At 55.9% G+C, this 20,101-nt stretch carries 16 protein-coding genes; 8 read left to right on the forward strand and 8 right to left on the reverse strand.

Features of this window, described 5'->3' with window-relative positions:
- The first annotated feature begins 234 nt into the window (after positions 1–234).
- Together URZ40_RS03795 and URZ40_RS03800 are read left to right on the forward strand one after the other, a co-directional pair.
- Positions 235–858 (forward strand): response regulator transcription factor, encoded by a 624-nt coding sequence (locus tag URZ40_RS03795; protein ID WP_192983783.1) that lies wholly within the window; start codon positions 235–237, stop codon positions 856–858.
- Between the two features lie 185 nt (positions 859–1,043).
- On the forward strand, positions 1,044–2,693 hold the full coding sequence (locus tag URZ40_RS03800) for an alpha,alpha-trehalase (protein ID WP_116342834.1): 1,650 nt from the start codon (positions 1,044–1,046) through the stop codon (positions 2,691–2,693).
- Between the two features lie 122 nt (positions 2,694–2,815).
- Here URZ40_RS03800 and URZ40_RS03805 read toward each other — a convergent pair whose 3' ends face one another.
- Positions 2,816–4,405: an STY4199 family HEPN domain-containing protein gene (locus tag URZ40_RS03805; protein ID WP_320719794.1), complete on the reverse strand. Its 1,590-nt coding sequence runs from the start codon at positions 4,403–4,405 to the stop codon at positions 2,816–2,818.
- Positions 4,406–4,552: 147 nt separating this feature from the next.
- Here URZ40_RS03805 and URZ40_RS03810 point away from each other — a divergent pair, with 147 nt between their 5' ends.
- On the forward strand, positions 4,553–5,092 hold the full coding sequence (locus URZ40_RS03810) for a GNAT family N-acetyltransferase (protein WP_163331098.1): 540 nt from the start codon (positions 4,553–4,555) through the stop codon (positions 5,090–5,092).
- Between the two features lie 71 nt (positions 5,093–5,163).
- Positions 5,164–5,502: a glycoside hydrolase family protein gene (locus URZ40_RS03815; protein ID WP_320719796.1), complete on the forward strand. Its 339-nt coding sequence runs from the start codon at positions 5,164–5,166 to the stop codon at positions 5,500–5,502.
- On the opposite strand, the gene URZ40_RS03820 is transcribed toward URZ40_RS03815, so the two are convergent.
- Together URZ40_RS03820 and URZ40_RS03825 are read right to left on the reverse strand one after the other, a co-directional pair.
- Entirely contained in the window at positions 5,481–6,083 is a 603-nt protein-coding gene (locus URZ40_RS03820) for a response regulator transcription factor (RefSeq protein WP_320719797.1), read from the reverse strand. The two genes, URZ40_RS03815 and URZ40_RS03820, sit on opposite strands and share 22 nt — an antisense overlap.
- Positions 6,084–6,256: 173 nt before the next feature.
- On the reverse strand, positions 6,257–7,015 hold the full coding sequence (locus tag URZ40_RS03825; protein ID WP_166712748.1) for an SDR family NAD(P)-dependent oxidoreductase: 759 nt from the start codon (positions 7,013–7,015) through the stop codon (positions 6,257–6,259).
- A gap of 119 nt (positions 7,016–7,134) precedes the next feature.
- On the opposite strand from URZ40_RS03825, the gene URZ40_RS03830 reads away from it, so the two are divergent.
- The 3 genes from URZ40_RS03830 (at position 7,135) to URZ40_RS03840 (ending at position 10,694) form a co-directional block, all read left to right on the forward strand.
- A complete protein-coding gene (locus tag URZ40_RS03830; protein ID WP_151413439.1) occupies positions 7,135–8,034 on the forward strand; it encodes a LysR family transcriptional regulator in 900 nt (299 codons plus the stop codon).
- Positions 8,035–8,085: 51 nt separating this feature from the next.
- Positions 8,086–9,111: an inner membrane protein YhjD gene (yhjD, locus tag URZ40_RS03835; RefSeq protein ID WP_320719798.1), complete on the forward strand. Its 1,026-nt coding sequence runs from the start codon at positions 8,086–8,088 to the stop codon at positions 9,109–9,111.
- A 260-nt stretch (positions 9,112–9,371) separates the two neighbouring features.
- Complete coding sequence (locus URZ40_RS03840; RefSeq protein WP_233003166.1) at positions 9,372–10,694, forward strand: MFS transporter; 1,323 nt, start codon at positions 9,372–9,374, stop codon at positions 10,692–10,694.
- Between the two features lie 60 nt (positions 10,695–10,754).
- On the opposite strand, the gene URZ40_RS03845 is transcribed toward URZ40_RS03840, so the two are convergent.
- Together URZ40_RS03845 and pdeH are read right to left on the reverse strand one after the other, a co-directional pair.
- Positions 10,755–12,797 (reverse strand): AsmA family protein, encoded by a 2,043-nt coding sequence (locus URZ40_RS03845; RefSeq protein WP_316380208.1) that lies wholly within the window; start codon positions 12,795–12,797, stop codon positions 10,755–10,757.
- 65 nt (positions 12,798–12,862) lie between these two features.
- Complete coding sequence (gene pdeH, locus URZ40_RS03850) at positions 12,863–13,636, reverse strand: cyclic-guanylate-specific phosphodiesterase (protein ID WP_166712593.1); 774 nt, start codon at positions 13,634–13,636, stop codon at positions 12,863–12,865.
- Positions 13,637–13,865: 229 nt separating this feature from the next.
- On the opposite strand from pdeH, the gene URZ40_RS03855 reads away from it, so the two are divergent.
- Positions 13,866–14,795, forward strand: a complete 930-nt coding sequence (locus URZ40_RS03855; RefSeq protein WP_320719801.1) for a sugar kinase — start codon at positions 13,866–13,868, stop codon at positions 14,793–14,795.
- Between the two features lie 87 nt (positions 14,796–14,882).
- Here URZ40_RS03855 and URZ40_RS03860 read toward each other — a convergent pair whose 3' ends face one another.
- The 3 genes from URZ40_RS03860 to hmsP all read right to left on the reverse strand — a co-directional run bounded on the left by URZ40_RS03860 (position 14,883) and on the right by hmsP (position 20,055).
- The gene (locus URZ40_RS03860) at positions 14,883–16,376 is read right to left on the reverse strand and encodes a pitrilysin family protein (RefSeq protein WP_116342858.1); all 1,494 of its coding nucleotides are present in this window, start codon (positions 16,374–16,376) and stop codon (positions 14,883–14,885) included.
- A 226-nt stretch (positions 16,377–16,602) separates the two neighbouring features.
- The gene (locus URZ40_RS03865; protein WP_028014754.1) at positions 16,603–17,889 is read right to left on the reverse strand and encodes a dicarboxylate/amino acid:cation symporter; all 1,287 of its coding nucleotides are present in this window, start codon (positions 17,887–17,889) and stop codon (positions 16,603–16,605) included.
- Between the two features lie 159 nt (positions 17,890–18,048).
- Positions 18,049–20,055, reverse strand: a complete 2,007-nt coding sequence (gene hmsP / locus URZ40_RS03870) for a biofilm formation regulator HmsP (protein ID WP_320719803.1) — start codon at positions 20,053–20,055, stop codon at positions 18,049–18,051.
- Positions 20,056–20,101 lie beyond the last annotated feature (46 nt).

Consider the following 20,101-nt stretch of genomic DNA (forward strand, 5'->3'; position numbering starts at 1 on the left):
CGCGCCAGACGCACTTCCATACGGGATACATTCCCTGGCTGGCGTTATCTTCCCGGCTGGCAAGTGTTGGCTTAATAAGACCTGTCGCAAACCGGTCTTATAAGTCATTTAAGGGAAAGGTTCGGTAGAGATGGCGTGAAGAAAATAATGGCAAAGATAAAGACAAGTCTTGGTTCACTTTTTTAGAGACGGAGAGAAAATAATGTTTTTGTTACCCACTCAGGACAGACAGGAATGTCAGGTAGAAAAGTCATTCTCATGGATTCCAGCCCACTGCTGCGTGCAGGTATCAAGGGCTTATTAACAGAACAAGATTATGAGGTTGTGGCACAATTTCCTACAATCGAGGAATTGCACAGCGCATTACCTGCGTTAAGCGCGGACCTGATTATCATGGAACATCTGCAACAAAGCGCTGAGGTATTTTCTTACCTGGCGAAAATAAGAAAAACGTACCCGGATATTCGGATTCTCATCTTGTCCTCGTCTTTCAGCGATTTTCACATCCAGCTAAGCAGGCGAGCTGGCGCGGCCGGTTACATCAATAAAAATAGCTCGTTAGATAAAATAATCACTACCATCAATAACGTACTCTCCGGCCAGTATTGCTACGGTTCTGAGCTTTGGCATCATCATGCCAGATATCCGCGGGATGCCTCGTTATTATTATCTTTGTCCCATATTGATATTTGTATTTTGCGCTACATTTCTGCCGGCTATAGCAACCAGATTATTGCCTCGATGCTGGACATGAATAATAAAAAGGTGAGCGCGTATAAGCAGCGTATCATGGCAAAATTTAACATTACCCGTCTGGCGGACCTGGTCGATCTGGCAAAACGGAATTATCTGTACTGAGCACCGGAAGATGCCCGGATGACGGTTTGTTCGGGCTTGATGACATAAATCGTTGCAAAACGAATGCTCCGAAAAGAGTGATCTACCGCACATATCCCTCCACATCTACCGAAGCGAATGTCTACGCTTATAAGACGCCCGGAAAAACCTGTCTTTAGAACACACAACCGGAGGTCCTTATCACCATGTTCAACCAGAAACTACAGGCTACCGAGAACATCGAATTCGAGATTGCAGAAGAGCTGCGCTACGAGACCGATCCCTGCGAGTTAAAACTGGATGAGATGATTGAGGCGGAGCCGGAACCCGAAATGATCGAGGGGCTTCCCGCCTCCGATGCGTTGACGCCCGCTGACCGCTATCTTGAACTGTTCGAACACGTACAGTCGACGCGGCTGTTTGCGGACAGCAAAACCTTCCCCGACTGCGCGCCGAAGATGGATCCGCTGGATATCCTGATCCGCTACCGCAAGGTCAGACGCCACCGGGATTTTGACCTGCGCCAGTTCGTGGAGAACCACTTCTGGCTGCCGGAAACCTACAGCACTGAATATGTCTCCGACCCTGGCCTGTCGCTGAAAGAGCACATTGATAGCCTGTGGCCCGTCCTGACGCGCGAACCGCAGGATCACATTCCCTGGTCCTCCCTGCTGGCGCTGCCGCAGGCCTATATCGTCCCCGGCGGGCGGTTCAGCGAGACCTACTACTGGGATTCATACTTCTCCATGCTGGGGCTGGCGGAGAGCGGCCGTAACGATCTGCTCAAATGCATGGCGGATAATTTCGCGTGGCTGATCGAACGCTACGGCCATATTCCGAACGGTAACCGCACCTACTACCTCAGCCGCTCCCAGCCGCCGGTCTTTGCCCTGATGGTGGAGCTGTTTGAAGAGGACGGCGTGCGCGGCGCGAAACGCTACCTTGAGCACCTTAAAATGGAGCATGCCTTCTGGATGGACGGCGCGGAGTCGCTGCTGCTTAATCAGGCCTACCGCAGCGCGGTACGCATGCCGGACGGTTCATTGCTGAACCGCTACTGGGACGACCGTGATACCCCACGCGACGAATCGTGGATTGAGGACGTGGAAACAGCCCGCCACTCGGGTCGTCCGCCGAATGAGGTGTATCGCGATCTGCGCGCCGGTGCGGCCTCCGGCTGGGATTATTCCTCTCGCTGGCTGCGCGAGCCGGGCCGATTAGCCAGCATCCGCACGACGCAGTTTATCCCGATTGACTTGAACGCCTTCCTGTTCAAGCTGGAGAGCGCGATCGCCAATATTTCGGCGTCGAAAGGGGATAAAGAGACCGCCGAGCTGTTCCGCCAGAAGGCCAGCGATCGCCGCGCGGCGGTGAACCGCTACCTGTGGGATGAAGAGAACGGCTGCTACCGCGACTACGACTGGCGCCGCGAGGTGATGGCGCTGTTCTCCGCGGCGAGCATTGTGCCGCTGTACGTGGGCATGGCCACCCATGAGCAGGCCGAGCGCCTGTCTGATGCGGTAAAAGCGCGCCTGCTGACACCGGGCGGGATTCTGGCAACCGAATACGAAACCGGCGAGCAGTGGGATAAACCCAACGGCTGGGCGCCGCTGCAGTGGATGGCGATTCAGGGGTTCAAACAGTACGGCAACGACTCGTTGGGGGATGAAATCGCCTGGAGCTGGCTGCATACGGTGAACCACTTCTACAAGACGCACCACAAGCTGATCGAGAAGTACCATATCGCCAGCAGTACGCCGCGCGAAGGGGGCGGCGGGGAGTATCCGCTGCAGGACGGCTTCGGCTGGACGAACGGCGTGGTGCGGCGGTTGATTGGGTTGTATGGGGAGCCTTGAGAGGGGTGCGGTCTGGCCCCCTCACCCTAACCCTCTCCCCAGAGGGGCGAGGGAACTGCGCGGTGCGGTCTTTTCCCCCTCTCCCCTCTGGGGAGAGGGCAAGGGTGAGGGGTCGAATAACTTTAACGAACCACCTCATAAATGGCGGTCTGAATGGACTGCCATTTTTTTGTGGTGGCATCCGGCTGTGACTGCGCGCGTCGCGTTGCCATCTCAAGATCGTGCTTCTGGCGCTTCACCACGGCCGGCACGGTGCAGAACGCTTTCAAATACTCTTTACGTATTGAGGTCAGAGACTCGCCGTTCGACATGGCATGGCTGAGCGTATTGATGAAACGACGACACGGCTTCTCTTCCGCCATGTTCTGCCGGTAGCGCAGCATAAGCTCCAGAACGTCGTCATAGCCGGCCGACATCGCCTCTTCGGTCCATGACAGCTTCCAGTCCATCCCACCCTGTAAGAAGAGCAACGCCACGCGGGTATCGTTGCGGTTAATCGCCGAACGGAAATTATTGTCGTCCCAGGTCACCCCCATGCGCGTCAGCGTCTCGCGCGAGGAAGGGGTTTCACGCATCTCCTGCGGCGGAGCCGCTTGCGCCGTATTTTCCGCCGCAGGCGGCTTCTTGCTGCTGGTCACCAGCCAGAAGCCGCCTACCACGATGGCAATCACCATCACGCCAACCGCCCCCCATAACGCACCGGAGATAAGCTGCTCACGCTGTTCGGGCGTGCGCGGCGCGCGCTGGGTCGGCTTTTCAATCGTGTCGCGAACTTCAAACAGATCCCCACCGGTGACCCGATCCATTTTTTGCGCCTTTTCCCAGAAAGCGTGCAGCTCGCTGGCATCCACCGCCATAAATCCAGCCGGGTTGACGCGCGTTCTTCCCTCTTCAAACGCGCGTTGAACCGGCCGGGAGATCTGCATGTAGTAGTTATCCAGCAGCTGAATTTGCGCCGAACTTAACGTTTTCTGCACCGTGATGTTGTTGCGGATTTGCCGGATGTCGTCGAGAAATGTTTGCAGCGTTTTGCGCGGCTCTACCAGGAGCGTCAGCATGGACGGGTCGCTAAACAGCGAGGCGTAGTAGCGACTGAACTCTTTTTTATCCACCAGCATCTGCGCCAGTTCGCTGAACATCATGCCGCTCAGGACGTCGTTGATTTCGCCATGCTTCAGCCAGCGTCGTACGCGGTCAGCGTTGAATAAGGTTTTAAGATGATTATTGAGCCGCACCTGATCGGGCCAGGCCTGCTGAATGAGGCCTTTAATCATTAACTCAATTGCGCGTACCTGCTTGTGCGCCTGCTGCTGCTGAAGTTCACTACCCGGCACCAGCTCGGTGCTGTAGGTCAGAAGCGGCTGCTGCAGACGAAGATGTTCCAGCGTAGTCACAAACCGCATCGCCGCAATAAGCTGGTTTTCGCTGACATCCTGCCCGCTTTCATACTGCGGGACGCGCTGCTGCAGCAGGCGCAGCTGCAGCGTAAATTCCGACATCTCGGCATCATTCAGGTTGAGCTTCTTCGCAACCGCAGCCCATCCCCCGAGGCCTAAACGCGCGCTGTCCAGCTGTTCCAGAAACCAGCGTGGATCTTTTCCCTCAGAAACATGTACATTCAGAAGAAGCAAGATTTCCACCGACGCCTGGCGAATGACCGCCAGACAGTGTTCAAACTGTTCGCGGATATGATGTGATGTGCTGAGAGTCATTGTTTTCCTTAAGCGACAACGAAGACATCCGGAATGGGCACTAACGGCCGTTTTTCTTTTTATTTATACGCGCTTAACCATACCTGACTTTCTGTTGAAATAAAGTGACAACCCTAAAATCATTTAAAAAGCTTCAGGAGAATCTCAATGCCAGTTTTAATGACCTCGCGCCTGACCTGCACCCCCGTGCAGGAACAAGACTGGCCCTTTTTCCTGGCGCTGCAGCAGCATCCCGACGTCATGCGCTTTGTGGCGGAGGACCGCCCCGTCGCGGCGATCCGCGAGGCGTTTGATTCGCGCCTGACGCCCTGGACGCCGGGGAGCGCGCACTGGCTGTGCCTCGTCGTTCGTGATGCCCTCTCACAGGCCCCGCTGGGCCTTACCGGGTATATTCATCGGGAGGAGGATTGCGCCGAAGTGGGCTTTCTTTTTGCCCCCGAGGCACAGGGAAAAGGTTACGGCTTCGAATCCCTGCAGGCGCTTTGCGATTACGCTTTTCATCAGGGCGGTATACGTCGGCTCACCGCCACCGTCACTGCAGGAAATGTCGCCTCCAGGCGCCTGCTGGAAAAAGCCCGCTTCCGGCTGGAAGGCGAGCTACGCGAGAGCTATTACCTTTCCGGTCGCTGGCAAAATGACTGGTTATTTGGGTTATTGCGGCAGGAATACCTGAACAAAAATTCCTGAACAACAGCCATTTGGCGGATATTTCTCCTGCCTCGATTCCTCTACAGTATCGCCACTAAGAGGAAACGAATATGAAAGGTCATGCGCTGAATATTTCTTCTGCCGCCATTGAGTTAATAAAGAAACATCAGGGGCTTTCACTGGAGAAATATCGTGATGAAAAGGGTTTATGGGTTATCGGCTACGGACATGCGATCCGCGAAGGGGAACATTTTCGCGGCCTTATTACGCCTCTTCAGGCTGAATATTTACTCTACGAAGATATTCAGCGGGTTGAGACGCTGCTGCAGGAAAAGGGGGTTGGGCCATTAACCCAGCAGCAGCATGACGCTGTAGTACTGATGATATTGAGTTTCGGCGCGGCATCCGCGCTCCCGAAAGCGGTGCTTCAGGCCGTCGCCCGGGTATAGTACATGGCGGCCTGGGTTCGGTTTTTCACCTCCAGCCGGCGAAAAAGCGCTTCCAGATGTGCTTTTACCGTGGCCGCACTGATGTTGAGATTACGGCCAATCTCTTTGTTTGATTCACCCGCCGCCAGCAGCTTCAGAACCTCTCGCTGACGCTCGCTCAACGAGAGTAACGCCTGCGCTGACGATTGCTGGCTGACCCACTCTCCGGGAAAGCAGACCATCCCTCTCGACACGGAATCCAGCACGGCGGCAAACCGCTCAGGGTTGGCGTTACGGGGGATAATAGCCATCACGTTTCGCTGCATGAGTTGCTCAACCCATCTGGTCTCTTTTTTTGCCAGAACCATCATCACCCGTACCGACGGGAAGCGATGCATGATTTTGTCCAGGAAAGAACTCTCCTCATCCTGAATTAAATTGCCGTCAATCATGACGATAGCAGACGGTGACGCGGATATTTGCGCCCATAAATCGTCTGCCTGACAAGTCCCCGTTATATTTATTTCAGGAATTAATTTCCGCAAACCGTGTATCGCTCCATGAATAAATATCGACTGCCTGTCAAACATGATTACTCGCATCGTATTTCTCCCTCTGAGAATAGCGAAGGGGGATTCTACAGAGGCGCAATTTAAGAAAAAACTCAATGAATGCAGAGGTTACAAATCCGCCAGTGGTTTTTATATTTACCCGTATTTTGACACATCCATATTAAGGATTTCCTTAAGGGGTTCCCTCCCCTTAACATCAGACATCACAGGAACATACCGCCTGACACTTCAATACGTTGCGCATTCATCCAGCCCAGCCTGTCGCTGAGCAGGGCCGCAATAGCATCGCCGATATCGTCCGGCAGCCCCACCCGCCCCAGCGCCGTCTGTGACGCCAGCATCTGGTTAAGCTGCGCGTTGTCGCGCACGCGTCCCTCGCCAAAGTCGGTTTCGATCGCGCCTGGCGCGATAATATTGACGGAGATTCCGCGCGCCCCAAGCTCCTTCGCCTGATAGCGGGTGAGCACTTCCATCGCCCCTTTCATGGCCGCGTAGGTTCCTGAACCTGGCTGGGTAAAGCGGGCCAGTCCGCTGGAGACGTTGAGGATCCGCCCCCCGTCGTTAAGCAGGGGCAGCAGGCGCTGCGTCAGGAAGAAAGGCCCTTTGAAGTGAATGTTCAGCGCTTCATCAAACTGGGCTTCCGTCGTGTCGGTGTAGGGTGCGTATAAACCCGTCCCGGCGTTGTTCAATAAATAATCAAATGTTTCACGCTGCCAGACGCTGCTCAGGATCTCCTGAAGCTGGTGAGCAAAATTTTCGAAACTGGCAATATCACCGACGTTGAGCTGTAATGCCGCCGCCTTGACGCCTTTTCCCTGAATTTCGCGCACCACGTCCAGCGCTTCCTGCTGGCTACGATTGTAGGTCAGGATAATTCCCGTGCCGTCTGCCGCCAGCTTTAACGCAGCGTTTTTACCCAATCCACGGCTACCACCCGTCACTAATGCGATACGTTCAGTCATCATAAACCTCGTTTTGGCTGTTATGGAGATTGAGAAAGAGCTTATTAGGTGATAGAAGATCAATAAAGATGGGCAATAACGCTTCACTGTTTCAGTACAAACAACAATGAGCTTCATCTATGGATAAAATTCACGCAATGCAGCTGTTTGTTCGCGTCGCGGAACTGGAGAGTTTTTCCCGCGCGGCAGAGACATTAACGCTTCCGAAAGGCAGCGTTTCCCGGCAAATCCAGGCTCTGGAAAACCGGCTTGGCACCCAGCTACTGCACCGCACCACGCGCCGCGTCAGCCTGACGCAGGACGGCATGGTCTATTACGAACGGGCAAAAGATCTGCTGGCGAACCTGGATGAACTCGACGGTATGTTTCAGCACGATCCCTCCAGCATCAGCGGAAGGCTCCGCGTGGATATGCCCGTCGGTGTTGCTCGAAATGTCGTCATCCCCAAACTGCCTGCTTTTTTACAGCAGTATCCGGGTATCGAACTGGAGCTCAGCAGCAGCGATCGCCTGGTGGATGTGATCCGCGAAGGGTTTGATTGCGTCGTCCGCGTGGGTTCCCTGAAGGACTCAGGGCTGATTGCCCGTCCGCTGGGCAAGCTGTCGGTGATCAACTGTGCCAGCCCTGATTATCTGGCGCGTTTTGGCTACCCCGACACGCTGGACGATTTAGGCTCGCACGCCGTGATTCATTACGCCGCGATGCTGGGAAGTCGCCCTCAGGGCTTTGAATTTTATAACGGCAGCACGACGCAGTGGATAAAAACGGGCGGGGTGCTAACCGTAAACAGCACGGAAACTTACCAGGCCGCCTGCCTTGCCGGGCTGGGGATCATTCAGGCCCCGCGCGTTGGGGTACGCGACCTGCTGCGCGCGAAGAAACTGATTGAGATCCTCCCGCAGTATCGCGCGGAACCGATGCCTGTCTCCCTGATTTACCCCCACCGGCGCAACCTCTCTCGCCGGGTTCATCTGTTTATGGAGTGGCTGACCGAACTCACAAAAGCTTACGTGGATTAGTCGCAAGCTATAATTCAGTAACATCCAGCCAAACGAAAAAGGAAAAGACGCGTGACGCCGGAAAATAACCCGCAACGACCCACCCAACATTTAGATTATGAACCCATCAAGAAGATGGAAACCGAGCCAGAAGAGGCTAAAGCCCCCGGTACCGCCAGCAAGGCGCTGGGCACCGTCACCAGCCTGGCGGAGAGAATTCAGCAGTTTCCCATGGTTGCGCATCTGATACGCGCGACCGAGCGCTTTAATGACCGCATGGGGAACCAGTTCGGTGCCGCGATCACCTATTTTTCGTTCCTGTCGATGATCCCCATCCTGATGGTGTCGTTTGCAGCGGCCGGTTTTGTGCTCGCGTCGCACCCGACGCTGCTGCAGGATATCTTCAATAAGATCCTGAATAACGTCAGTGACCCGACCCTTGCCACCACGCTGAAAAGCACCATCAATACCGCCGTTCAGCAGCGTACTACTGTCGGCATCGTCGGTTTGCTCATCGCCCTATATTCCGGCGTTAACTGGATGGGCAACCTCCGCGAGGCCATTCGCGCCCAGTCGCGCGACGTGTGGGAGCGCACGCCTCAGGATCAGGAGAAAATTTGGATTAAGTATTTCCGCGATTTTATTTCGCTGATTGGTCTGCTCGTCGCGCTGGTCGTGACGCTCTCGATCACCTCTGTTGCCGGTTCAGCACAGCAGATGATTATCTCTGCGCTCTATCTTGATTACATCGAATGGCTGAAGCCCGCCTGGCGCGGCATCGGGCTGGCGATTTCTATCTTCGCCAACTACCTGCTGTTCTTCTGGATTTTCTGGCGCTTGCCTCGGCATCGTCCGCGCAAGAAGGCGCTGCTCCGGGGCACGTTGATCGCAGCAATCGGCTTTGAGGTGATTAAGATCGTGATGACCTATACCCTCCCGTCGCTGGTGAAATCCCCCTCCGGCGCGGCGTTTGGCTCTGTGCTCGGACTGATGGCCTTCTTCTACTTCTTCGCCCGCCTGACCCTGTTCTGTGCGGCGTGGATTGCCACCGCCGAGTACAAAGGCGACACGCGGATGCCCGGAAAAACACACCGCTAACTCCGCTCTCGGGCTGATATTTCAGCCCGACTCATCATTTCAGCATATAAATCCAGTCCGTAACTTTTATTTAACCGAAAACCAGTTTTATCCACCAATATTTAAAAACTGTGAAGCATTTCATGGAAGCATTTTGGCTGGCCTGAACATTATCCGCTTTTTGTTGCTTTTATCACCAGAACGCGGCTTTGTTACAGATTGAAATGTCGCTTTTGCTGTGCGTAATATGGCCTTTCGTTCGACAAAAATAAGAAAATATTATGCAATCAACAGCCACAACACTCGACTCTGGTACGGAACACGTCCCGGTAAACTCGCGCAATAAAGTTGTCGTCGCCTCGCTAATTGGCACTGCCATTGAGTTCTTCGACTTTTACATTTACGCCACCGCGGCGGTCATCGTTTTCCCGCATATTTTCTTCCCGCAGGGAGACCCGACGGCGGCAACGCTACAGTCTCTGGCGACCTTTGCTATCGCGTTTGTGGCGCGTCCGATTGGCTCTGCGCTGTTTGGACATTTTGGCGACCGCATTGGTCGTAAGGTCACCCTGGTGGCCTCGCTGCTGACGATGGGGATCTCCACCGTGGCGATTGGCCTGCTGCCGACCTACGAAACCATCGGCATTCTGGCGCCGGTGCTGCTGGCGCTGGCGCGCTTTGGTCAGGGTCTGGGGCTGGGCGGTGAATGGGGTGGCGCGGCGCTGCTGGCGACCGAGAACGCCCCGCCGCGTAAACGCGCGCTGTACGGTTCATTTCCGCAGCTTGGCGCGCCGATTGGCTTCTTCTTTGCCAACGGGACCTTCCTGCTGCTCTCCTGGCTGCTGACGGACGAACAGTTCATGAGCTGGGGCTGGCGTATTCCGTTTGTCTTCTCGGCGGTACTGGTGCTGATTGGCCTGTACGTCCGCGTTTCCCTGCATGAGACGCCGGTGTTTGCGAAAGTGGCTGCGGCGAAAAAACAGGTAAAAGTGCCGCTGGGCACCCTGCTGACCAAACACCTCCGCGTAACCGTGCTTGGCACGTTTATCATGCTGGCGACCTACACGCTGTTCTACATCATGACGGTGTACTCCATGACCTACAGCACCGCCGCCGCGCCGGTAGGGCTGGGTCTGCCGCGTAATGAAGTGCTGTGGATGCTGATGATGGCGGTGATTGGGTTTGGCGTGATGGTACCGATTGCCGGCCTGCTGGCGGATAAATTCGGCCGTCGTGCGAGCATGATTACGATCACCACGCTGATCATTCTGTTTGCTCTGTTCGTCTTCCCGCCGCTGTTGAGTTCAGGTAACCCGGCGCTGGTGATGGCGTATCTGCTGATTGGCCTGAGCCTGATGGGGCTGACCTTCGGCCCGATGGGCGCACTGCTGCCGGAGCTGTTCCCGACGGAAGTGCGTTATACCGGCGCGTCGTTCTCCTATAACGTCTCCTCCATTCTGGGCGCGTCCGTGGCGCCGTATATCGCCACCTGGCTGCAGGCAAATTATGGTCTGTTCTACGTGGGGGTGTATCTGGCGGCCATGGCGGCGCTGACGCTGATTGCCCTGCTGCTGACGCACGAGACTAAGCATCAGGCGCTGTAATTTATTGCGGCCTGATGCCCTCATCCCGACCCTCTCCCACAGGGAGAGGGAGAAAGGGAGCTACTTCTTCATCTGCGACAAAATCGTCCGGCACTGATTCGCTTCGCCTTCTGACGGCGAGATCAACGCCAGCAGCGCGGCGGCCGGGGTGACCAGCGTCGCGAGGGCTGCGGCCACCGCGCCACGCGCAATCAGCGGCCCGGGCTTGACGCCCGCCTGCGGATTTTTAAAGGTCCCGCGCACGTAAAGCGGTGAGCGCAGAGTAATAATACGAATCCCCTTACTTTCCGGGTCAATGGTCAAATCCAGCTGCTCCGAGGCCATGCTGGCAGTACCGGTCACGTTAATCACCGCGTTTTCCGTGTCGAAGGCAAAAATCTGCGGACGCGCCACGCCGTTAACCAGATCCACATTCGCCGCTGCGCAGTTCACCCGCACCTCATCATCGCCAAAGATTTGCCCGATGATAAAGTTACCGACGTTTAGCCCCAGGATCTCCATCAGGTTGCGGCTGACCAGCCCGTCGTTCATCAGCAGTTTCAGGTTACCGTTGCCGCTGCCCAGCAGCGCCGCCACGGAATTCCCCACCCCGCGAATGTCCGCATCGCCGTTCATTTCACCGAGGGTTTTCTGCATCAGCTCCACGTTCGGCATCAGCTCTTTCAGCTTCAATCGACGCGCCTGGATCTCCGCCCGTCCCTGCATCGGCTTCTTATCGCCTTCCAGGTGAATGTTGGAGGAAATTGTCCCGCCCGCCATGCCAAACTTCAGCGGCTGCAGGCGCAGATCGGCATTTTTCAGGATGATATGCGTCGACAGATCGCTCAGCGGAAGCGTGCTGCCATGCTCAATTTTACGCCCTTTGAAGCGCACATCCGCATCCATCACGTCCCATTTGTCAGTTTCAAAGCGGTCGTAAGGCAACACTTTACCCGCAGGCTGAACGTCCTTTTTGACCTCTTTTGATTTGGTGCCTTTTCCGGAATCCACGCCAATCAGCGGGCCAAGATCGGCCAGACGAAGCTGGCGAGATTCGACATCCCCTTCCAGTTTCGGCCGTGGTTTTCCGGTGGTGTAGGTCAGCGTGCCGTGGATATCGCTGTCGCCGATGCGGCCGTTGAAATCCCGGTAGTCAAAAACGGACGATTTTTCGGTGTCGATTTTGGCAACCAGATGCCCGTCCGTTTCGAACGGCGGGGTATCCGGCAGCAGTACGCCGGTCAGTTCATACAATTCACCCAGCGAGTCACCGGCAAACTTGAGCTGGAGGTCGACGCCCCCCATGTTCATCGGGTCATTAACCGTGCCCACGAACGCCACGCGCGTGTTACCCGAGCGGAAATCCGCCTGCACCGGGAACGGCGTGCCTTCACTCCGGAGCGCCAGCATGCCGCCTATTTTCCCTTTCCCGGTCAGCGGCTGGCCGTTATAGCGCCCTTTTGCCGTCAGGCCGAAGACATAGTCACCCGCTTTGGCGCTATCGTCTTTCGCTTTGTTGCCCGTGACTTCGCTAAACGGCAGCGGCTTGCCCAGCGGATCGACCAGGATCTCCACGTCCGCCTTGCTGACCTTATCGTCGATGGCGATCCGCCCGCGATCGAAAAGAATATTGTCGAGACGGAATGACCATGATGAGGGTTGAGCATTTGGATCCTTTTCACCGTCGCTGGCAAGGTTAAACGTCCAGTTATTGTTTTTTTCAGAGAGGCGGATCAGGCGCGCATCGGGCTGCTGGAGCTTGATCCACGGCAGATAGACGGTTTTGGTCAGCAGCGCTAACGGTGCCAGCGTGGCCTCCACGCGCGGCAGATGGATCATGGTTACTTCGGGGATATCCGGCGGGTTGCCGAGAATGATGTCGTCGGCGTGGATGTGGGGCCAGGGGATCCAGCTTCGCCAGCCGGTCTCCTCTTTCTGACGCTCCCATACCACACCCAGATCGCCTCGGATGGCGAAGGGACGGTTCAGCTCAGCGGAGACTTTCTGGTTGATGGTCGGCTTAAGGCGGTTCCAGTCAAACGTCGCGATAATGACGACGACGATTGCGATCAACAACAAGAAAATCCCTGTAGTCCAGGAAATGACCCTGGTTGTTTTTGTCATTGTTATCCCCTTTCCTGATGACCTGTCCTGTAAAACTATAGTCCAGACAAAGGGAAGCGGGGTTATCAGAGGGTCGTTCTGACGCTTTCGAGGAGATCCATCGGCACGGGGCGAGAGAGGAAATAGCCTTGCGCCGCCGCTGCGGGAGAGTTTTGCACGTCACGCCACTCTTCCAGTGTTTCCACGCCTTCAACGATCACGCCCTGGCAATAGCGGTTCATCAGTTGCAATAACAGCGTAAACAGATTCCGTCCTTCCGGGGTCTGACGCAGCATGATGAACAGATCGCGGGCCACCTTGATGTAGTCATAGCGCACTTCGCTGAGGGCCGAAAAGTTCGCCATACCGGTGCCAAAGTCATCCAGCCACAGCGGACCAAATTCACACATCGACGCAAAAGAGGAATCCTGCGGCAGGCGAACATGCTCCACCAGCTCAAAGCGCAGCCACGGCAGAGTGGCGATCAGCTCCTGCAGTTTCGCGTTCTGACGCAGCGCCAGCAGGGTCGGGCCGTCCACGTTAACCGAGGCGAGGATAGTATGCTGCTCGAAAAAGGCCTGTTTTGTCGCCAGCATACGGAGCTGCTCTTCCAGCACGTCCAGACGCTGGCGAACGGCAACTTCGGCAAAATAGCGATCCGGCGCGATACGCTGGGAAGGGTTTGACGGGTGCGTGACGACGGTCAAAACTTCAATTGCCATCAGTCGACCGTCCGTTCGGTAGATCGGCTGATACGTGTACGCACGCTCGCATTGCAGCCAGTAGCGATGCTCCTGCAAGTTCTCAATACTTGCCTCAGGCGTAGTGCTCAGCCGCTGGATAACCTGCTCTGACTTCATTTCAGATGTCCTGTTGTTGGGATGGCCTTTCTGGACTCGTCACTGGGTTATCGGCGCGATAATTGAGAACTTTATGTTCAATTCACCGTGAAAATGAAATTAAGATGACAGAAATTTGCCGGAACACGCGCTGGCTCAAATAAAATAATGGAACGTCGTTTTAATATAGTTGACCATCTAATTCACTCAGCGCACACTGCTGAAAATTCTTCTGTTCAGGTTCATGACTATGTCCAAAAAAATTGCCGTGATTGGCGAATGTATGATTGAGCTGTCACAAAAAGGCGCGGAAGTCAGCCGCGGATTTGGTGGCGATACGTTAAACACCTCTGTTTACATTGCCCGTCAGGTTGCGCCTGAAGCACTCGCCGTGAACTACGTCACCGCTCTTGGTACGGACAGCTTCAGCCAGCAGATGCTGGAAGCCTGGCAGAGTGAACATGTTGAAACGTCGCTGATCCAGCGTATGGAAAACCGCCTGCCTGGGCTGTATTACATCGAAACCGACAGCACCGGCGAACGCACGTTTTATTACTGGCGTAACGAAGCCGCGGCCAAATTCTGGCTGGAGAGCGATGCTGCCGCTGCCATCTGCGAAGAGCTGGCGACGTTTGACTATCTCTATCTGAGTGGGATCAGCCTGGCGATTTTAAGCCCGGCCAGCCGCGAAAAGCTTCTCTCGCTGCTGCGCGAATGCCGCGCCAACGGCGGGAAGGTGATTTTCGATAACAACTACCGCCCGCGCCTGTGGGCCAGCCGCGAAGAGACGCAGCAGGTTTATCAGCAGATGCTTCAGTGCACGGACATCGCCTTCCTGACGCTCGACGATGAAGACGCCCTGTGGGGTGAGAAGCCGGTCGATGACGTGATTGCCCGTACGCACGCAGCAGGCGTGAGCGAAGTGGTGATTAAGCGTGGTGCGGAGTCGTGCCTGGTCGCGATTGCGTGTGAAACGGTGGTTGAGGTCCCTGCGGTGAAGCTGCCCAAAGAGAAAGTGATTGATACCACCGCAGCGGGGGATTCCTTCAGCGCGGGTTACCTGGCGGTACGCCTGACGGGGGGAACGCCGGAAGCGGCGGCACAGCGTGGGCACCTGACGGCCAGCACCGTGATTCAGTATCGCGGGGCGATTATTCCGCGCGAGGCGATGCCTGTTTAGGCTCCCCTCACCCCGGCCCTCTCCCCATAGGGGAGAGGGTGTTTATCGTTCCCTCTCCCCTATGGGGAGAGGGTTAGGGTGAGGGGTCTACTGCCCCTGCGGAATATCCGTCGCGTCCTGGTGGAGATCGTCAGCCGTGGCTGCCTGCGCCGGCTGCGGCGCGGTAGCCATAATGGAATCCCAGGTCTTCTGAAGTTCCTTCATGTCATATTCCGGCTCGCCTTTCGGCTGCAGAAGGATCAACGCCATATCCTGCGACAGCTGCTGACGTAAATCCTGATTCAACATATTCACGGTCAGACCGTTCAGGAAGTCCTGACGAAGCTTCTGGTACTGCTCAGGCGCAATGTCGACAACCTGGTTCTGCAGGGAGCGAATACGCTGGCTGATCAGAATGTCAGTATCGGCGCGAGCGTAGGTGGCAAATAGCTTCTGCAGCTCCAGTTTTTTCTGGGCAACCAGCGCATTGAACTCCTCTTCAGAGAGCCCCTCTTTACGCACTTTTGCCAGCTCTTTCGCCACCACACCGAGATTGGCATTCAGCTTATCGCCCGGCGATTCAACGTTAATGGCACATTGCGCACGCTGGAACAGCACGCGGCAGTCAAAGCCAAGGCCAATGTTCTTCACGTTGTTTTTGCTGAGCGTCTGCTGAACGTGCCAGAACAGCGCTTCACGCGCCAGATCGGCACGCCAGTAGCGCAGCAGCGCCGCGGACTCGCGAATAGGCTGCCAGGCGTTATCCCACATCACGGAGAGTCGGTCCTGACGCACGGTGTCCGTCATAATGCTGACAGGCTCGGCGCGCAGCGGAGAGAGCGTCGGGACAGGGGCTGGCGTTTCGCGTTTGCCCTTCAGATCGCCAAACGCTTTGTTGATCTGCTCTACCACCGCGCGGCTATCCACATTGCCGACGACGATCAGCGTCATCGCGTCCGGGGTGTACCATTTCTGGTAGAACGATTTCACCTGCTCGACGTCCACCGGCTGCTTCAGCGGCTCCGCCGGGTCGTGCCCCAGCAGCGTTGAACCTTTCAGACGGTAGCGCCACCAGCCCTCTTTGGTATCCGCAGGCCAGGTCGCCACCATGTCGCCGTTGCTCAACGCATAGTTCACGGTGTCCGGCGTAATCGCCAGGTTGCCAGAGGCATCAGAGAGATACGTAAGGGCTTCTTTAAGCAGGTCGTTACGGTTATTTGGCAGGCTCAGGTTAAACATGGTGTAGTCATAGGAGACCACGGCCGGAGGAAGGGGGCGTTTCGGATCGATGGCCTGTTGCCACAGCGAACGCACCTGAACCGCTTGCAGGCTGCCGCTCTGCGTGAGCGCCAGACGGGGAATAAAATGGCTAAAACCGGTTTGCTGAGTGCTTTCCGTAAGGGAGCCGGTATTAACGGACAGACGGATTTCAATACGATCGCTGGGCCGCTGCGGGGTGGATAACACCTGCCACTGAAAACCGTTCGCTAACGTGCCTTGTTGCCAGGCCGGGTCTGGCTGGAGCGCATCTGCCTGCACATAACTGGCTGCTGCCATCATCAGCAAACCGCCGGTTAAGAGTCGAATTTTTGTGCCCTGCATGTGAACCCCTGATCAACATTCCTGGTTAAAAAGAGTGTCTCGCGACGCGCTGCACTCTAAAAGATGACGATGAAAACACGTCGATTAGACCGCGCGTTCGGCAAAACGTCACGGTCCGAAGTGAAATATACCCAAAAAAAATCTTGTCGAATTATGACAGGTATGAACAGTTATTATGCGCAGGAGCCCGCATCCCGACAAGGGAATGCGGGCAATTGTGACAAGATTAGGAGGTTAAACCAGGATTTTTGCTATCAGACGCGCGATTATTCAGCGTGTCGTTAAGCTTCTTGTGATCCAGCTCTTTCACCCATTTCGCGACCACCACCGTTGCCACGCCGTTACCCACCAGGTTGGTAAGGGCACGCGCCTCAGACATAAAGCGGTCAATACCAAGAATCAGCGCCAGACCCGCCACCGGCAGATGCCCCACCGCGGAAATGGTGGCCGCCAGCACGATAAAGCCACTACCCGTAACGCCCGCAGCCCCTTTAGACGACAGCAGGAGCACTACCAGCAGGGTAATCTGATGGAAAATATCCATATGGCTGTTGGTCGCCTGGGCGATAAACACGGCCGCCATCGTCAGGTATATCGAGGTACCGTCAAGGTTGAAGGAGTACCCCGTCGGGATCACCAGGCCGACCACCGATTTACGGCACCCGAGCTTTTCCATCTTATCGAGCATACGCGGCAGCGCCGATTCTGAAGAGGAGGTTCCCAGAACAATCAGCAGCTCTTCGCGGATGTAGCGAATGAATTTGAAAATGCTGAAACCAGTCGCACGAGCGATGGAGCCCAGCACCACCACCACGAAAAGAATACAGGTGATGTAGAAGCAGATAATCAGCTGACCCAGCTGCACCAGCGTGCCGACGCCATACTTGCCGATGGTGAAGGCCATCGCACCGAAGGCACCAATCGGCGCCAGGCGCATGATCATATTGATAATGCCAAAGATGACCTGCGAGAAGCTTTCAATCACGTTGAAGATAAGCTGGCCTTTGCTGCCCAGACGGTGCAGGGCGAAGCCAAACATCACGGCAAACAGCAGCACCTGCAGAATGTTTCCGCTGGCGAAGGCGCCGATGACGCTGCCGGGGATAACGTCCAGCAGGAAGGCCACCACGCCCTGATCCTTCGCCTGTTCGGCATAGACCGCGACGGCTTTGGCATCCAGCGTAGAGGGATCAACGTTCATACCCGCACCAGGCTGCACCACGTTGACGATGACCAGACCAATAATCAGCGCAAGGGTACTGACCACTTCAAAATAGAGAAGCGCCACTGCACCGGTACGGCCAACCGCCTTCATGCTTTCCATGCCAGCGATGCCCGTTACCACCGTACAGAAGATCACCGGGGCGATGACCATTTTAATGAGCTTTACGAACGCGTCGCCAAGCGGTTTCATTTGCGCGCCCAGTTCAGGGTAATAGTGCCCCAGCAGAATACCGATGGCGATGGCTGTCAGGACCTGGAAATAAAGACTTTTGAAGAGTGAGGTTTTCATAGGGTGTCCTTGGGAAGAAAAACCACAGGCTTTGTAAGGTTATGGTTAACCTGCGGCTCTAAAATAACACCCGTATAACAGGACAGAAATAAACTCAGTTCAAATTTGAAACACAAATGTTAAGAACTTTGAACTGGCTCGCACAAGCCAGCAACAAAATTACACTTTTGCGTTATGGTCAGCGCCGGAAAAGTATCGCTGTTCGAAGACATCCGGCGGCACCGCGGGGGCAAAAAGGTAGCCCTGGCCGCTCTCGACGCCCGCCTCTGCAAGCCAGGCGCGTTGCGCTTCGGTTTCAATCCCCTCGGCAATAAGATGCAGATTGAGACTGTGCGCCATCTGCACGATGGCCTGCACCATGCTGCTGTCCTCCGGCAGCCCGTCGACAAACGATTTATCGATTTTGAGCACGTCCACCGGCAGGGTTTTCATGTGCTGAAGCTGACGCAGCCCGGCGTATCCCATACCAAAATCGTCCAGCGCGATGCGAATGCCAGCATTGCGCAGCGGCTTCAGGATGGCAACCGCGTCGTTAGGATCGTCAATGCGTCGGCTTTCCGTCACTTCCAGCGTCAGCGTATCGGGCTTGATCCGGTAACGATGGATCAGCTCCAGCATCTCGGAGACCATCGTCGGATGCATAAGCTGCAGCGCTGACAGATTGACCGACAGCGGCAGCGTAACGCCGCGCTCCTGCCAGGCGGCAAGCTGGCGGCAGGACTCCTCCAGCACCCAATAGCCAACGGTGACCATCAGACCACAGGATTCGATGCGCTCAATCAGCCCTTCCGGCAGCTCCCATGAGCCATCCGGCTGCTGCACGCGGAGCAGCGCCTCGGCACTTTTCACTTCACCCGTCTGTAAATTCACCTGCGGCTGCAGCCAGAGGGCAAACTGACGGTTATCAAGCGCGGTCAGGATGTCGCTCTCTTCCGTCAGGCGCTGCTGCGCTTTTTCCATCTGCTCCGGGTCGAAGAACTGGATCTGATTTTTCCCTTTACGCCGGGCGGTAAACGCCGCCGAGAACGCGCGGCGGTACAGCTGCTCCGCCGTTAAATCACCGTAGTACATGGCGATACCGATGCTGGCGCTCGGACGAAGCTGGATACCCTGAACGGGCAGCCGCTCATTTATGACAGTGAGTACTTGCTGACCTAATGTAATAGCGTGCCACGGCTCTTTCACACCGTTGGCAATCACCACCAGGTCGTAACCGCTGACCTGGGTCAGCACCATACGCGGGGCAAGGACGGACTTCACCTTTTCCACCAGCGTCAGCAAGAGCATTTCACGCTGGCTCTCCTTTAGCACGCCGGCCGTATCCTGCAGGGTTTCACAGGCGATCACCATCAGCGCCGTGGTTTGCTGCCGCGCAACGGTCTGCTCCAGCATCGCCATCAGAAACGCTTTATTGGGAAGCTCCGACACCGGGAAGCGCGTAGCGCTGTTGTTTAACTCATCCTGCTGGCGCTGGATGCGCTGCTGGTTGAGGTTGTAGCTGCGCACCAGCATCCCGATCTCATCGTCATGATGCAGGCGCGGCAGCTCAAGCTGGTGCCCCAGCTGATCCTGCGGCGCAAGCGAATTCAGCTCGCGGGCGATACGGCGCAGCGGGTGAACAATCAGCCGGTTAATGCACCAGGTCAGCGCCACGCTGAGGATAAGGGTCATAAGTAAGCAAGTGGTCACTAACGTAACCACCCAGCTCATGACGAATTTATACATCCGGTACGAGTCCGCCTGCAGAACCAGGTAGGCCAGCGGCTGCGGATTGGCAGGGCGCTCAAGCGAATAGACAGGCAGAGAAATTTGCACCGGCAGCTCAAACAGGCGCATCACCATCATCGGAACGGGACGCTCCGGGATAAAGCTCATCCGCAGCGCCTGAAACTGGTTGGGCAAGACGACATCGGCGCGGCTAACGACGCCGGCAGGCTGAATGCGTTTTAAGATGGTTTCCGCTTCGGGAATATCTCCTTTCAGGATCGAGGCGGAGAGCGGGCCGCGCACCGAGCGGGCGATACTTTCTAACTGCGAAGCCGTGTTATAGCGATTCTGCTGTACGGAATGAAACAGCAAAATTACGCAGAAGAGCAGTACAAACAGCATAGTGACGGCAGAGACCATCGCCATCTGTTTGATCGTTAAGGAACGGCTGACACGCAAAATGACTCTCCACAAAACTCGAAGCGCAGGGCGCGCCAGGGTGTAA

This window comes from Enterobacter sp. 296B2, assembly GCF_034106185.1.
In the GTDB taxonomy this organism is placed as follows: Bacteria; Pseudomonadota; Gammaproteobacteria; order Enterobacterales; family Enterobacteriaceae; genus Enterobacter; species Enterobacter cloacae_N.